Origin of the sequence: Longimicrobium sp. (assembly GCA_036389135.1) — a bacterium.
Lineage (GTDB): Bacteria > Gemmatimonadota > Gemmatimonadetes > Longimicrobiales > Longimicrobiaceae > Longimicrobium.
Genome location: DASVQP010000023.1, coordinates 1 through 14,130 on the forward strand (window position 1 = coordinate 1; position 14,130 = coordinate 14,130).

At 73.0% G+C, this 14,130-nt stretch carries 12 protein-coding genes and 1 riboswitch; of the genes, 4 read left to right on the forward strand and 8 right to left on the reverse strand.

The window, feature by feature from the left end; translation table 11 throughout:
* The first annotated feature begins 67 nt into the window (after window positions 1-67).
* Both infA and VF584_04935 read left to right on the forward strand, forming a co-directional pair.
* Window positions 68-286 (forward strand): translation initiation factor IF-1, encoded by a 219-nt coding sequence (infA, locus tag VF584_04930; protein HEX8209515.1) that lies wholly within the window; start codon window positions 68-70, stop codon window positions 284-286.
* Window positions 287-439: 153 nt separating this feature from the next.
* Entirely contained in the window at window positions 440-661 is a 222-nt protein-coding gene (locus tag VF584_04935; protein HEX8209516.1) for a cold shock domain-containing protein, read from the forward strand.
* Between the two features lie 250 nt (window positions 662-911).
* Here the strand turns inward: VF584_04935 and VF584_04940 are convergent, their stop codons facing one another.
* From VF584_04940 to VF584_04975, 8 genes are all read right to left on the reverse strand, one after another.
* Window positions 912-1,091: a hypothetical protein gene (locus VF584_04940; GenBank protein HEX8209517.1), complete on the reverse strand. Its 180-nt coding sequence runs from the start codon at window positions 1,089-1,091 to the stop codon at window positions 912-914.
* A gap of 84 nt (window positions 1,092-1,175) precedes the next feature.
* Window positions 1,176-1,865: a hypothetical protein gene (locus VF584_04945; protein HEX8209518.1), complete on the reverse strand. Its 690-nt coding sequence runs from the start codon at window positions 1,863-1,865 to the stop codon at window positions 1,176-1,178.
* Window positions 1,866-2,056: 191 nt separating this feature from the next.
* Entirely contained in the window at window positions 2,057-3,112 is a 1,056-nt protein-coding gene (locus VF584_04950) for a hypothetical protein (GenBank protein ID HEX8209519.1), read from the reverse strand.
* A gap of 116 nt (window positions 3,113-3,228) precedes the next feature.
* Entirely contained in the window at window positions 3,229-4,314 is a 1,086-nt protein-coding gene (locus VF584_04955) for a hypothetical protein (protein ID HEX8209520.1), read from the reverse strand.
* Window positions 4,311-6,608: a TonB-dependent receptor gene (locus VF584_04960; GenBank protein ID HEX8209521.1), complete on the reverse strand. Its 2,298-nt coding sequence runs from the start codon at window positions 6,606-6,608 to the stop codon at window positions 4,311-4,313. The genes VF584_04955 and VF584_04960 overlap by 4 nt, the downstream gene beginning before the upstream one ends.
* A gap of 394 nt (window positions 6,609-7,002) precedes the next feature.
* Window positions 7,003-7,845, reverse strand: coding sequence for an ABC transporter ATP-binding protein (locus tag VF584_04965; protein ID HEX8209522.1), 843 nt, complete (start codon window positions 7,843-7,845; stop codon window positions 7,003-7,005).
* Window positions 7,842-8,828: an iron ABC transporter permease gene (locus tag VF584_04970; GenBank protein ID HEX8209523.1), complete on the reverse strand. Its 987-nt coding sequence runs from the start codon at window positions 8,826-8,828 to the stop codon at window positions 7,842-7,844. The genes VF584_04965 and VF584_04970 overlap by 4 nt, the downstream gene beginning before the upstream one ends.
* On the reverse strand, window positions 8,825-9,742 hold the full coding sequence (locus tag VF584_04975; GenBank protein HEX8209524.1) for a helical backbone metal receptor: 918 nt from the start codon (window positions 9,740-9,742) through the stop codon (window positions 8,825-8,827). The genes VF584_04970 and VF584_04975 overlap by 4 nt, the downstream gene beginning before the upstream one ends.
* Before the next feature lie 145 nt (window positions 9,743-9,887).
* A riboswitch (cobalamin riboswitch) is annotated at window positions 9,888-10,021 on the reverse strand.
* A gap of 604 nt (window positions 10,022-10,625) precedes the next feature.
* Here VF584_04975 and VF584_04980 point away from each other — a divergent pair.
* Together VF584_04980 and VF584_04985 are read left to right on the forward strand one after the other, a co-directional pair.
* Window positions 10,626-12,959 (forward strand): TonB-dependent receptor, encoded by a 2,334-nt coding sequence (locus tag VF584_04980; protein ID HEX8209525.1) that lies wholly within the window; start codon window positions 10,626-10,628, stop codon window positions 12,957-12,959.
* Window positions 12,959-13,882 carry a hypothetical protein gene (locus VF584_04985; GenBank protein HEX8209526.1) on the forward strand — a complete coding sequence of 308 codons (924 nt, stop codon included), beginning with the start codon at window positions 12,959-12,961 and terminating at the stop codon, window positions 13,880-13,882. The genes VF584_04980 and VF584_04985 overlap by 1 nt, the downstream gene beginning before the upstream one ends.
* Window positions 13,883-14,130 lie beyond the last annotated feature (248 nt).

A 14,130-nucleotide genomic window follows, 5' to 3' on the forward strand; every position in this document is an offset into this window, starting at 1 on the left:
CGCGGGGGGTGCCTCCGCGCGCCGACGCTCGTATCGGGCACCGGCGAACGCATCCACTGGAGGCTGAATGGCGAAGCAGGAAGGGTTCGAGGTCGAAGGCGTGGTGACGGAGGTGCTCCCCGACCGCAACTACCGCGTGAAGCTGGAGAACGGGCACCAGGTGCTGGCCTACGCGGCCGGCCGCATGTCCAAGAACAAGATCCGCGTGCTGGAGGGCGACCGCGTCACGCTCGCCATGTCGCCGTACGACCTCACCCGCGGGCGGATCACGTACCGCCACAAGTAGCTGAGGCTCGCGTTCCACACCACCGGGGCGCTGAAAACCCACTGTTTCCGCGCCTTTCGCGGGCACGCTCCCGCGCGTGCCACGCGGAATGATCCATGCTCCCGGGGGCGGAATCGCCTGTCCGCAACACCCCCTCACCCCTGCGACACACCCATGGATCGCGCGACCGGAACGGTGATGTGGTTTTCGCAGGAGAAGGGCTTCGGCTACATCCGGCGGGACGATGGGGCCGACGTATTCGTGCACTCCTCGGCCATCCAGGGCCGGGGCTTCCGCACGCTGGAGCAGGGCGAGTCGGTCGAGTTCGACGTCATTCAAGAGCCCAAGGGCCTCAAGGCCGCCAACGTCCTGCGCCTGAACCCGCCCGCCGGCTGAGCCCCCACCCCCAGCGTCGCCCAGCGACGCATCCCCCTCCCCCAAAACTGCCTGGGGGAGGGGGTTTTTGCATGGATCTTCGCCGGGTCCGTAGGGGCGCGATTCATCGCGCCCGTGCCCGCCGCCGCACCGGTGCCCGCCACGCCGCACAATATCTGTAGGGGCAGACCTGCGTGTCTGCCCGCCCTCTCCCGCGCGCCGGCAGCGGCCGTCCCGCGCACAGTCGTCCGTCCGGACATCGGTACGAAAGTTACGCCGTGTCGCACTCCATCGGCTCGGTCGTACCGTTCTCAAGGTCCCGCAGCGCCTCCGCGGCCCAGTTGTCCAGAAGCGCGAGGGATCCGGGCGACGCCAGGATCGTCTCCCACTTTGCAGCCCGGATCTCCTGAAGCAGGTGCGAGGCGATCCTGTCCTGGATGTCGTCAGGCAACGCCGCAGCCTCGGCAATCGCCTCCTCGAGTAGTCTGGTAATTCTTCTCTCGCTTTCAGAGGGTGAAGATCGAGACGCGGGCTCTCATCCCGCCGGCAGAGGTGCGGGCGGGGCGGAGGGGATGCCGCGCTCGGCCGCGGCCTCGGCAAGCGCGGCGAAGACCTCGTCGCGGTTGCGGATGGTGCGCAGGCGCAGGGTGCGCGTGCGGCCGTCGCGAAGGTCGATGTGGAGTGCGGTGACGTCGCGGCGGATGGCGGCGATCTCGGCCCAGGCGGCGGAGAAGCGGCGGAACTTGCCCGGGCGGATGAACATGCCCTCGGGATCCAGGCGGAGCACGTGCCGCTCGGCTCGCCGCCGCTTGAGGCGCGGAATGAAGAAGGCGAGCACCAGGGTGGCTGCGGCGCTGACCGCCACCGGACGTGGGACGCGGCCTTTGTCGTGGTAGCTCTGCACGCACTCGGCGATCAGCACCACGGCGGCGAAGAGGGTGACCCACGAGATCCTTCCCACGTCGCGGTCCACCCCGGCGCGCATCTCCCGCAGCTCGCCCACGATCGCCACAAGCAGCGCGATGCCGGCCGCCGCTTCGGCCGCCGCGATGATGGCGCCCGCCACCGTGGTCACCGGGAGCGCACCCGAAACCGCGCCCAGCACCCCGAAGGCGGCGATCGCGTTGCCGCCGAGGTCCGACATGTTCGCGGCCATGGCGCGCCGGTCGTGCAGGCGGATGATGCGCGTCCCGGCGACGGGGGCGGAGCTCGTGGGATCGCTCATTTCAGGCGGGGCGAGCGCGAGGGAGGCCCACCGGACAGGCGACGGCGCGCAGGGTCGGCCGGTGCCACGTCGCCGCGCATGGGATGCGGAGCAGCGACGGGGCGCCAGGAGGTGGCGGAGCGGTGTGGAGCGGAGGTGCATCCCGACAGAATGGGGGTGGACGCATGCGGGCGTCCACCCCCGTCGGGCTGCTAGCGCGGCGGGAGCGAGGTGAACTCCACGTCGGTGGGGCAGATGCCGGTGAGGGCGCTGGCGGCGGGGGTGCCGTCCGGGTCGAGCCTCACCAGCGTCCCGGCCCGCTCGCACGCTCCCGGCAGGAGCGCGTAGACGAAGCCCGCCGGGTCCGACGCCACGCGCACGGCATCATCCATCCCCCCCAGCGGGAGGGGCGATCCGGCACCGCGCACGAAAAGGCCCGTATAGGGGTTGAAGATCACCAGCCCCTGCTGCCGCACGGGGACGTACAGGCCGCCACGCGCATCGAAGGCCATGCTCTCGGGCGACTCGCCGAAGCCCACGACGGACGACCTCTCGCGCATCGTCCCGACGTCGACCACCGAGACCGAGCCGTTGCCCTGCGCCGGCTGGCCCGCCAGGAGCACGTACAGGACATCGCCCCGCGCGACGGCCGCGACCGGATTCGTCCCGGAGAGCGGCGCCGAGCCCAGCGGGCGCAGCAGCGTGTCCAGCACGGTGACCATCCCGTTGGTCCGCGCCCCCGCCGCGCCGTTCAGCACGTAGACGCGGGGGCCGAAGCGCAGCAGCTCCGCAGGCGCCTCACCGCCCGCGGTGGTCGACGAGCCCACCCGCCCGGTCAGCGGGTTGACGGGGGTCAGGGTGCCGCGGGAGGGGTTGGTCACCACGACCACGGTGTCGCTGATGAAGGCGGCGCGGCGGGCATCGAAGCCGCGCGCCATCGCCACCATCCGCTCCACCGTGCCGGTGCGGAGGTTGACGATCACCACGCCGCCCGCCTCGCCCATGGGGACCACGGCCAGCTCGCCGCGGACGGCCAGGTCCACGGGAGCCCCCGCGGCGCCCAGCGAGATCGTCCGCGACGCCTCGCGCTCCGCGAAGGGGATGACGGTGAGCGTCCGGTCGCCGCGGTTCACCACCACCGCCACGCGGTCGACGGTGGGGCTCCCCCCGGCGTCGGGTGACGTCAGGTCACCGTCGCACGCGGCGGCGGCGATGGCCGCAAAGAGCACGGCGAGGGTGCGGCGCCTGCTGGATCGAAGGAATTGCATTCCCGGAGAGGTTGGTTCACGTCCACTGCGCGGGGGGATGCAGGAGCGCATCCACCCCGCTGGGCACGATCTATGGTCACGTTCCGACATGTATCCACCCCTCCGGGCCGGCTCCGTCAGAAGCTGCGGACCTCGACGGCGCTGGGGCCGTTCACCGACGAGATGCTGTCGGCGAGGGCGAAGTCGCCGGGGCGGTACACGAAGACCCGCGGGGCAAGATTCTCCGCCGGGCTCCCGAAGAACGCCTGGTAGAGATTTCCTTGCACATCCGTCGTCGCATCGAACGCGCCGCGGCACGCGCCGCTCGCCAGCTTCGCGCACACCGGGTTGTCCAGGCCGCGCACGAACGTACGGGTGCGCGTGCTCCACACCACCGTCCCGAAGCCGTAGCCGGAGACGTACGCCAGCCCCGCCGGGTCCACGTGGATGCTCTGCGCCCCGGCGCCGAAGCCGCCCACCGTGGACTCCGCCCGCATCGACTGCGGGTTGACGATGGTGACGCTGGCGTCGGAGACGTAGTTGCCCGTGTTCAGCACGTAGAGGAGCCCGTCCGGACCCATCGCGGCGTCGGTGGAGTTGATCCCGCCCGTCTGCACCACGCCCTGCACCTGGAGGGTGCGCGGATCGAGGAAGGTGACCACGCCGTTGCCGGCCGGGGCGTAGTTCGCGTCCAGGTTGCTGGAAATGACCGCCGCCCGTCCCGCGGCGATCACGATGGCGGTGGGCGCGGGCGCCACGCTCACCGTCTGCCGGATGCTGTCGCTCGCCTGCCCCAGCGTGGCGCGGCCCACGTAGTCGTCGATGAAGTTGGCGGCCAGCAGGGTGGTGTCGTCCGCGAAGGCGGAGCCGGTGGCGTTGCCCTTGGGGAAGAGGAAGAAGCGCGTGACGCGCAGCGCCTCCAGGTCCACCACCGCCACGCTGGCCGCGTTCCCCAGCGGCACGGCGGCGCGGCGCCCCTGCACCGAGAGCCCCGTTGGCGTCACCGCCGCCGATGCGCCGAACGGGATCTGGCGCACCTGGGCCGTGTCGCCGCGGCGGGCCAGGGTCAGCGAGCTGCCGAGCGAGTTGACCACGATGGCCACCGGCTCGTCGCCGTCCAGGATGAAGGGCTGCTCGTTCCCCGTGGAGTCGCCATCGCACGCGGCGATCAGGGCGGCGGCGGCGACGACGCTGAAGCGGCGCAGGATGATGCTGTGGTTCATCGGTCTGTCGATCCTGAGGATGATGTTGTGTGAGGCGCGCCCCTGCGCAGGCGCACGCCCAGCGTCCAGGCACGGCCCGGATACGGATAGTCCACGAGCATGGCCGCGTGGACGTCGGCCAGGTTCTCGATGGCGAAGGTGCCCTCGCCCGCCCACGCGCCCAGCGCGAAGGGGCGGGCGAGGCGCAGGTCGGCCATCGCGTAGGGCTCCAGCAGGTTGAGCGTGTCGCCCGCCACGGAGCGGCGCTCGCCCACCCACCTCCCCTGCAGCTCGGCCCTGAGGCGGCCGGGGAGGCGCGCCGCCACCGCCGCGCTCGCCGTGTGGCGCGGGCGGAAGGCCACCTGCCCGCGCAGCACCGCGCCCGTGTACTCCACCGCCGCGCGCGACGCGGTGCCGCGCAGCTCCGCCTCTGCCCACGGGAAGCGCACGCGGGCCTGGAGGTCGGCGCCGGCGCGGCGCACGTCGAAGTTGCGCGGGCTCCACTGGAAGCGGTGGTCCGGGAACCAGAGCACCATTCCGTCCACGTCCGCGCGGTAGGCGGCGAGCTCGGCATCCGCGCGGAGGGCGCCGATGGCGGCATCGCGCAGCTCCAGCGCACCCTCCACCTCACCGCGCACGCGCTCGGGGCGGAGGTCGGGGTTCGGCTTCACCAGCACCCCCTCGTGGAAGAACTGGTCGGCGAGGGTGGGCGGCGAAAAGGCGTTCCCGATCGAGACGCGCGCCGCCAGAGGTCCCCGTGTCGCCGATGCGCCCATGCGCGGCGAGAGGGTGGCGCCGCGCACCCGCGTTCTCCAGTCCGCGCGCGCGGCGGGGAGGAGGTCGAGCGTCCACCCCGCGCCCACCGCGCGTCCCCAGCGCCCCTGCAGCCACACGGCGCCGAGCGTCTGGTCGTCGGGGGCGTCCTCCGCGAGCAGGGAGGTGGTGATCCCCGGCCTGCGCGCCTCCGCCCCGCCGACCACGTCCAGCGATCCCCGCCCGGCGCGCGCGGAGATGGCGGCGCCGGCCGCCCGGGCGCGAACCTCGTCGTCGTACGCGCCGCCGACGTTGGGCTCGGGATCGCGGAAGCGGGCGTGCTGAAGCTGCGCGTCGACCTCCATCCGCCACTCCACGCCCGCGGCCGGGAGGCGGGCGGAGAGCGCGGCGCCCGCGCGGTCCTGCTCCTGCCGCGCGCCGAGCTCCGGCTGCGCGATCCCGCCCGGCATCCCCCGCCGCGTGGTGAAGCCGTCCACCCGCACCCCCACCTCGCCGCCCGCCCGCTCCGCACGCCCGCTGGCGAGCATCGACAGCGATCCGGCGTCCGCGTTGCGCCGCACCGCCGTCCCGCCGCCGCGGAAGTCGGGAACGAGGTAGCGGAAGTCGCCCTCCGAGCGCTGCCCCTCCACCGACGCGAAGCCGGAGAGCGCCGTCGCCCCCGCGCCGCGCCGCCCGCCGGCCGACAGGGCGCCGCGCCGCTCGCCCCAGCTCCCCGCCGCCGCGCGCGCGGAAAGCTCGGTGCCGCGCGGGCGCCTCGTCTCCACCGCCACCACGCCTGCCAGCGCCCGCGCCCCGTAGCGCGCCGATTGCGCCCCGCGCAGCACCGTCACGCGCTCCACCGCCTCCAGCGGGACGGTGGAAAGATCCGCATCGCCGGTGAGGGGGGAGTTGAGCGGCACGCCATCGACGAGCACGAGCACCGCGTTCGCGCTGCTCCCGCGGATGGAGACGCGCGTGGGCGACCCCGGCCCGCCCTGCCCCGTGACGACCACCCCCGCCTGGTCGCGGAGCACCTCCCCCAGCTCGTGCGCGCCGGACGCCTCGATGGCCGCGCGGTCCAGCACCGTTGCCCCCGCCGGGTCACGCGCCGCCCGCACCCGGATCGCCTCCAGCGCGATGGCGGATGCATCGAGAACCACGAGGAGCGTGACGGTGCGCCCGTTGGCCGCTTCCACGCTGAACCGCCCCTCCCTGTGCCCGAGCGCCGTCACCCTCACCTCCCGCGTCCCCGGCGAAACGCCGCGCAGCAGGAACGCCCCGTCCGGCCCGGCGACGGCGGCGGCGCCCTCGGCCTCCACGCGTGCGCCAGGGACCGCGGCGCCGGTCCCGCGCTCCGTCACGCGCCCGCGCACCTCCGCCGGATACTGCGCGGCGGCGGGGGAGGAGAGGAGGAGCAGGAGGAGGGCGAGGAGCGCGGCGATTGGGCGGCCGGCGGTTGAAACCGCTGCAACAACCGCGGGAAACCTGCCTTCGCAGGTTGCGGGGGCGGGGTTGGTGCTGGAGGCGGGCGCGGGCTCTAAATCACATACCGATACATCCATCCGCGATGCATCGGTCGACGATGCATCGCCAGCCGATCCTTCCCGCCGCGAAGTACCATTCGGCGATCCACCATTCGGCGACGCACCCCCCCGCGACGCATCATCCGGCGATGTATCCCACGGGGCCACGAGGTCCGGCGCCGGGTCACCGGGGGATGAATCCCCCGGCTGGAACCACGGGAAGACGGCTGAAGCCGTCTCGCGCGCCGCAGCCAGTCCGCGAAGGCGGACTTCGCGTGGTTCCAGCGGCGAATCTATTCGCTCGTGGAGCGGGCTCCTGTCCGCGCCGGCATCCCGCCACACGCGCGAATCCCGCCCCCGAGTCCGCGAAGGCGGACTTTGTGCCGTTGTTGCCGCGACTTCAGTCGCCAGGGCACTGGCACCAACCCATATCCTACGCCGCATGTCCATCCTCCGCGCGCACCTGCATGGTGGCGCACGTCTCGCCGGCGAGGGGGACGATCTGGGGGGCGCCCGCGTCCGGGCCGGGGCCGGGATGCGCAACGACGCGCACGGGCCAGCCGTACACGCGCTCGACGGTGTCGCGCGTCAGCACCTGCGCCGGGGTGCCCGCGGCGGCCACGCGTCCGCGGTGCAGCAGGACGAGGCGGTCGGCGTAGCGCGCGGCGAGGTTCAGGTTGTGGGTCACGACCAGCACCGTCGTCCCCGCGCGCGCCAGCTCGCGGAGAAGCTCCCAGATCGCCATCTCGTGGCTGACGTCGAGCGCGGCGGTGGGCTCGTCCAGGGCGAGTGCGCGCGGCTCCTGCGCCAGCGCCCGCGCCACCCGCGTCCGCTGCCGCTCGCCGCCGGAAAGGTTCGCGACCGGGCGCGCGCCGAGGTCGGCCACGTCGCAGCGGCGCATCGCCTCCTCCACGGTGCGGCGGTCCGCGGCGCCCTCGCGGCGCCAGGGGCCCAGGTGCGGATAGCGGCCCATCGCCACCAGCTCGCGCACGGAGATGGGGAAGGCGGCCTCCTCGCCCTGCGGCACCACGCCCACGGCGCGCGCCAGCTCGGGACGGCTCCACGCGGCCAGCGGACGGTCGTCGAACTCCGCCGTGCCCGCGCTGGGCGCGAGGGTGCCGAGCAGGACGCGCAGGAGAGTGCTCTTCCCCGATCCGTTGGGGCCGAGCACGGCGGTGCATCCGCCGGCGGGTGCCTCCATCGACACGCCTTCCAGCGCATTCACATCCGCCTCGGGGTAGCGGAAGGTGACGCCATCGCAGCGCCACCCGCTCACGCCATCCTCCGCCGCAGCAGGTACACGAAGAAGGGGACGCCCACGAACGCCGTCACCACGCCGATGGGGAGCTCGGTGGGCGCGGCGGCGGTGCGGGCCAGCGTGTCCGCGAGGATCGCGAAGGTGGCGCCGAGCAGCACGGACGCGGGGAGGAGGAAGCGGTGGTCGCCACCCCAGAGCATGCGCACCACGTGCGGGACCACGAGGCCCACGAAGCCGATCACCCCGCTGACCGCCACCGCCGCCGCCGTCAGCAGCGATGCCGTGCCGTACGCCAGCAGCTTGGTGCGCTCCGTACGCACGCCCAGGAACGCCGCCGTCTCCTCCCCGACCGCGAACAGGTTCAGCGGGCGCGCCAGGGCAAAGAGGAGCAGAAGGGCCGGCACCATCGCGCCAGCCATCGTCCCGATGCCGCGCCAGGTGGCTCCGCTGAAGCTCCCCATCATCCAGAACATGGCGGAGCGGAAGCTCTCCGTGTCCGCGAAGGTGAGCGCCAGGAGGATGCAGGCGTTGAAGAAGGCGCCCACCACCACGCCCGCCAGGAGGAGTACTCGGGTGTCGAGCGCTTTCCCCACCGACGCGGCCACGCGGAAGACGAGGAGGATCGCCAGGATCGCCCCCGCGAACGCGGAGAGCGCCACCATCGCGCCGGACGCCGGGGCGCCGGTGAGAACGATGGCCCCAACCGCGCCCACCGCGGCCCCGCCGGAGACGCCCAGGATGTACGGCTCCGCCAGCGGATTGCGCAGGAGCGCCTGGAAGGTGGCGCCGCTCGCCGCCAGCGATCCGCCCACCAACGCGGCCAGCAGCGCGCGCGGCAGCCGCAGCCGCCGCACGATGGCGATCGTCGTGGGATCGCCATCCCCTCGTATCCCGGCGACGACTTCGCGCACGCTCAGCGGCACGGCGCCCATGCGCACCCCCAGCAGGAGCGCGCCGGCGACGGCCGCGGCCAGCAGCGCGAGGCGGAGCACGGGCTTCACCGGCCGGCCCGCCCGGGGTGGAGCGCGTCGCGAAGCCGCCGCGCCGTCTCGCCGACGCCGGGCCCCGGGAGGTTCACCAGCTCCGCGGGGACCAGGACGGGGCCGCGCCCCCGCATCGCCTTCAGCTCGCGCCAGCCGGGCGAGCGCGCGTCGAAGCGCGGCGTCCCGCTCTCGCCCACGGGGACGACGACCACCTCGGGCTGGCGGCGTACGATCTCCTCCATCGACACGGTGGGCCACAGCTCCGTGACCTCGGGGAAGACGGGCTTCCCCCCGGCCACGCCGATCAGCTGCATGACGAACGTGCCGGGGCCCGCCGTCATGGGCGGATCGTTCCACACCACGAAGAGGACGGACGGGCGCGGCAGCCCCTGGACCGAGGCCCGCACCGCCTCGATCTCGCCGCGCAGGCGGGTGGCCAGCGAGTCGGCGGTGGGGGCGCGGCCGGTGAGCCGCCCCAGGTTGCGGATGATGCGGAAGACGTCGGTGGTGTCCTCCGTCTTCACGGCGAAGACGGGGATCCCCAGCTCGGCGAGCCGCTCCCGCAGCTGCGGCTTGTGCGTCTCCCAGCCGATCACGAGGTCGGGGCGGAGGGAGGCGAGCTTCTCCAGGTTCGGGTCCAGCCCGCCACCCACGGAGGGGAGCGAGTCCAGCGCCGGGCCCCGGTCGAAGTCGGTGCGCCCCACGAGCTGGCCGGCCGCGCCGAGCCCCACCAGCGTCTGGTTCGCGCTGGGGACGAGCGACACCACGCGCCGGGCGGGGCGCGGGAGCGTGACCGTGCGCCCCGCGTCGTCCGTCAGGGTGATGGCGCCCTCGGCCGCGGCGTCCGCGCGCACGTCGGCCCGCCCGCACCCGCCGGCGAGGGCGAGCACGGCCGCGAGGGCGGCGCGGCGGAGGCGTGGCGCGATGGACAACAAAAAGCCCGTCCTTTCCTCGGGCGGAAAGAGACGGGGTTGCGAAGGGCTTCCTGCATCGCGCGCTCCGGGGGGAGCGCACCGGCCCGGTGCGAACCCCGCTCCCCTCCCGCGAGGGGGTGTGCGTGCGGGCGCGAAGGGGCCGGTCTCCTGGCTTCGAGGCAGCCGCGCTCGCCTTCCCGGGAATCCTCCCCCAGTGGCTGTTGAGCGGGCCGGACCGGCGAACCTCCGCCGGGCCTCTCACAGTGGCGGGGCCGCGCCGGATTCACACCGGCTTCCGAAAGGCCCCCTCGCGATATATGTGGGCGCAAAGGTAGCCGCGCCCCCCGCGTGTGACAAGGCCAGAGGCGCAGCCGCGAGGCGCGGAGGTACGCCCCCACCCTTTGTCATCCTGAGGGAGCCCGCCCAATCGAGGTCTGCGTTACACGCCGTACTCCTGCGGCGACCGAAGGTCTAGCCGGCCAGGGAAGAGGACCGCAGATAACGGCGAACCCCTCGTCACGCGCAGTAGATCCTTCGCTCCGCGCCGGAGATTGGAGACGAGGCGGGGACGGAGAAGCACATGACAGGATGCTCAACGTGCAAGTCGTTGTGTTACCTACGCTTGCGGGCAAAAAAGCTTTGGCCGCCCTACAGATCCACCACTTCCTAGCCTACAGATTAACCACTTTCCAGCAGTCATCTGAACCACAGGTGGGTACCATCGGCGCAGGAACGCGAGAAGCGCCCCACGGACCAACAATGCGCCGCCCGTGTACCCTCTGACGCCAGCCCGGCTGTCATAAACCAGGACATCGCGCATTGACGGGGTGCAGCAACGGCGCCGGGGCGGGCTCACCTCCGTCCCGCGCTCCTTTTTGGCGATTTCAACCGGAATGTTGAAGTGATACTCGCAGCCATCATCGCCGCGCTCCTCCCCACGGCCACCGTGCGCGGCACCGTGCACGCCGAAGGATCGCGCGAGCCCGTCGCCTACGCGACCGTGCGGCTGGTGGAGCCGCGCCGCTCCGCGCGCACCGACGAGCGCGGCCTCTTCGTGGTACCCGACGTTCCGCAGGGAAGCTGGCGGGTGACGATCACCGCCGCCGGCTACCAGCCCAAGGACACGACGCTCGTCGTCCCCGCCACCGGCACGCTGGAAGTGTCGATCGGGCTGCGCGCGGCGGCCATCGCGCTGCCGGGGATCGAGGCGCGCGGCCGGCAGGAGAGCCGCGCCGCGTCGACCGCCGGTCCCGGCGCCACCCGCATCGAGGCGCGCGAGATCGACGCCGCGCCGGCGCTGGCGGAGGCGGACGTCCTGCGCACCGTGCAGCTCCTGCCGTCCGTGGCGGCGGCGAGCGACTTCAGCAGCGCGCTGTACGTGCGCGGCGGCTCGCCAGACCAGACGCTGGTGATGCTGGACGGCACGCCGCTCTTCAACCCGTACCACCTGGGCGGGCTCTTCGGCGCCATCGACCCGGACGCGGTGGCGGCGGTGGACGTGCTCCCCGGCGCCTTTCCGGCGCGCGTGGGCGACCGCCTCTCCGGCATCATCGACATCCAGACGCGCGACGGCGGGCGCGACCGGGTGCGCGGCTTCGGCGGCACCTCGCTGATCTCCAGCCGCGCCGGCGTGGAAGGGCCGCTCCCCGGCGGGCGCGGCAGCTACCTGGTATCCGCCCGCCGCACCTACCTGGACCTGTTCACGAAGGCGGCGTACGGGCTGGGGCTCATCGACGCGACCCTCCCCTACGCCTTCACCGACGGGCACCTCAAGCTGACGCACGACGTGGGGACGCTGGGCCGCCTCTCCGTGGCCGCGTACGTGGACGAGGAGGGGCTCGGCATGCCGCGGGAGCGTCCGGATCCGGAGGTCACGCCGCGTCCCGGGCCGCGCGACGACATCAACTTCGGGTGGGGCTCGCGGGTGGGCTCGCTCCGCTTCCGGCGTCCGCTGGCCCCCAACCTGGTGGCCGAGCTGCGCGGCGCCGTCAGCACCTTCCACGGCGACTTCAACGTGGCCGAGGCGCGCTACGCGGGCGAGGGGCAGCCGGACACGCTCGCAAAGGTCCTGGGCGCGCGCATGCGTATGCGCGACGTGATGGCCGGCGCGGACCTCACCTGGCACGCGCTCAGTCACCAAGTGCGCGGCGGCGTGCAGTGGGATGGGTACCGCTTCTTCCACGACGTGGCGGAACATCAGAACGGCGCCGGCCCCTTCTTCACCGGCTCCTTTCGCCGCGAGGACACGCCGGTCACGATCGCGGCGTACGTGGAGGACGAGTGGCAGCCGACCCCGCTGCTGCGGGTGCGGGGCGGCGTGCGCGTGCTGGCCGCGGGGGAGCGCGGCACCGAGATCCTCCCCCGCATCGGCGCGCAGTACACGCTCACGCCGTCGCTGACGCTCACCCTGGGCGGCGGGCGCTCGGCGCAGGTGATCCACTCGCTGCGCAGCGAGGAGTCGCTGGGCGCTTCGGTGATGGCGTACGACTTCCTCGCCGCCGTCCCCACGAGCACCGGCCTCTCCACCGCCACCGACGTGGTGGGCGGCGCGGAGTGGGTGCGCGGCACCACCTCGGTGCGGCTCGACGCCTTCGCCAAGCGTCTCGACAACGTCCCGCTCCCGCAGGTTCCCGGCGACATCACCGAGGCGCCGATCATCGTGAACGAGGGCTTCCTGGCGGGGACCGGGAACGCGCGCGGCGTGGAGCTGCTGGCCCGCCACGCGCGCGGCCGGGCGCTGTACTCGCTGGCCTACGCCCTGAACGGCGTGCGCATGGAGGTGGAGGGCGAGGAGTACACCCCGCGATTCGAGCGCCGGCACACGCTGGACGCCGTGGCCCTCCTCCCCTGGGGACGGCGCGGCGAGGTGAACGCGCGGCTGGCGCTGGCGTCGGGGCAGCCGTACACCCCGCCGGCCGGCTACGGCTACTCGGCGCGCTACGATCCGCTCAGCGGGCACTTCGTGAGCTCGGGCGCCACGGTGCTGCTGGACGATCACAACAGCGGTCGCCTGCCGGGCTACTTCCGCCTGGACGTGGGGGTGCGGCGCAGCTTCGAGCCGCGTTTCTTCGGGCGCAAGACGTCGGTGACCCCGTTCCTCCAGATCGTGAACGTGCTCAACACGCCCAACGTGCTGGCCGGGCTTCCGCAGCTCTACGGCGAGGCCGGACCGCAGATCGAATACGCTCCCCAGCTCCCCATCCTCCCGACCATCGGATTCGAATGGAAGTTCTGATGAAGCGAATCGCGACGGCCGCCCTCGTGCTGGCGGCGGCCGGGTGCTCGTTCCTGCGCGACCCCAGCCCCATTGAGGCACTGGGAGAGAACGCGATCGCCCACGCCCTGCTGGTGACGGGCTCGGACACGGTGCAGGTGCTGCTGATCCGCGTGGGCACCGGCTCCAACCCCGCCACCGGCGAGAACGTCAGCGTTCGCCCCATCATCGGCGCGGACGTGCGGCTCGCCGCCGGGGCGGGCGAGGTGCGGCTCACCGAGTCCGCGTCCTGCTATTCCGGCCCCGGCTTCAGCGGCCGCCAGCCTAACGAGCAGCTGCAGCCGGCGGGGTGCTACACCGCCATCGTTTCCGGCGGTGTGCGGCCGGGTACGGCGTACACGTTGCGGGTGGGGCTGCCGGGCGGCGGCACCATCGAGGGCCAGGCGACCGCGCGCGCCGCGGTCTCCATCCACGACCCGCAGCCCAGCGCGCGGCTCCACGTGCGCCCGCCGAACGAGAGCGCGGAGACCATCGCCGTTCGTGTGAGCGGCACGGAGGGGGCGACCGTGAACGTGGACTTCCTGCGGCTCGCCGCCTTCCGGGGTGGGAGCGAGGTGTCGAACGCCCTCTGCTTCGTGGACTACCCGCGCGGCGAGCAGCTCGAGGTCGATGCCGAGGGCGTGGTGCGCACCCACGTGTACCTTGCGACGTGCGTGGAGCGCACCAACCCGAACGGCACCGGCGACCGCCCCTTCCGCCCGGATTCGGTCCGCGTGCGGCTCCGCGTGACCGCGTTCGACAGCGCGTACGTGCGCTATCTCGACAAGACCAGCGGGAACGCGGTATCCGCCCGCGAGGCGCGGGTGGGGATCACCACCGGCCTTGGCCTCTTCGCCGCCGCCGCCCGCGCGGACCGCGACATCGTGCTCATCCCGCGGCCCTGAGCAACAACAGCCTCACACAGAGACACAGAGGGAACTACAAGAACCGCGAGAGGGGCTTCTCCGCGGCTTTCAGTTCCCCTCCGTGGCCTCTGTGTGAGGCTTTTTTCGGCTCCTCGCTATTCTGAGTGGGTAGTGAGGGCTGAATCCGCTGCGGTCGAATCTGCTGATCGCTATCGTATACACGGGTGGCGAGCGCCCCCCGACGACAGCGGCTGATCGGCACCCGGCGCTGCTCGGGTAGTATATGG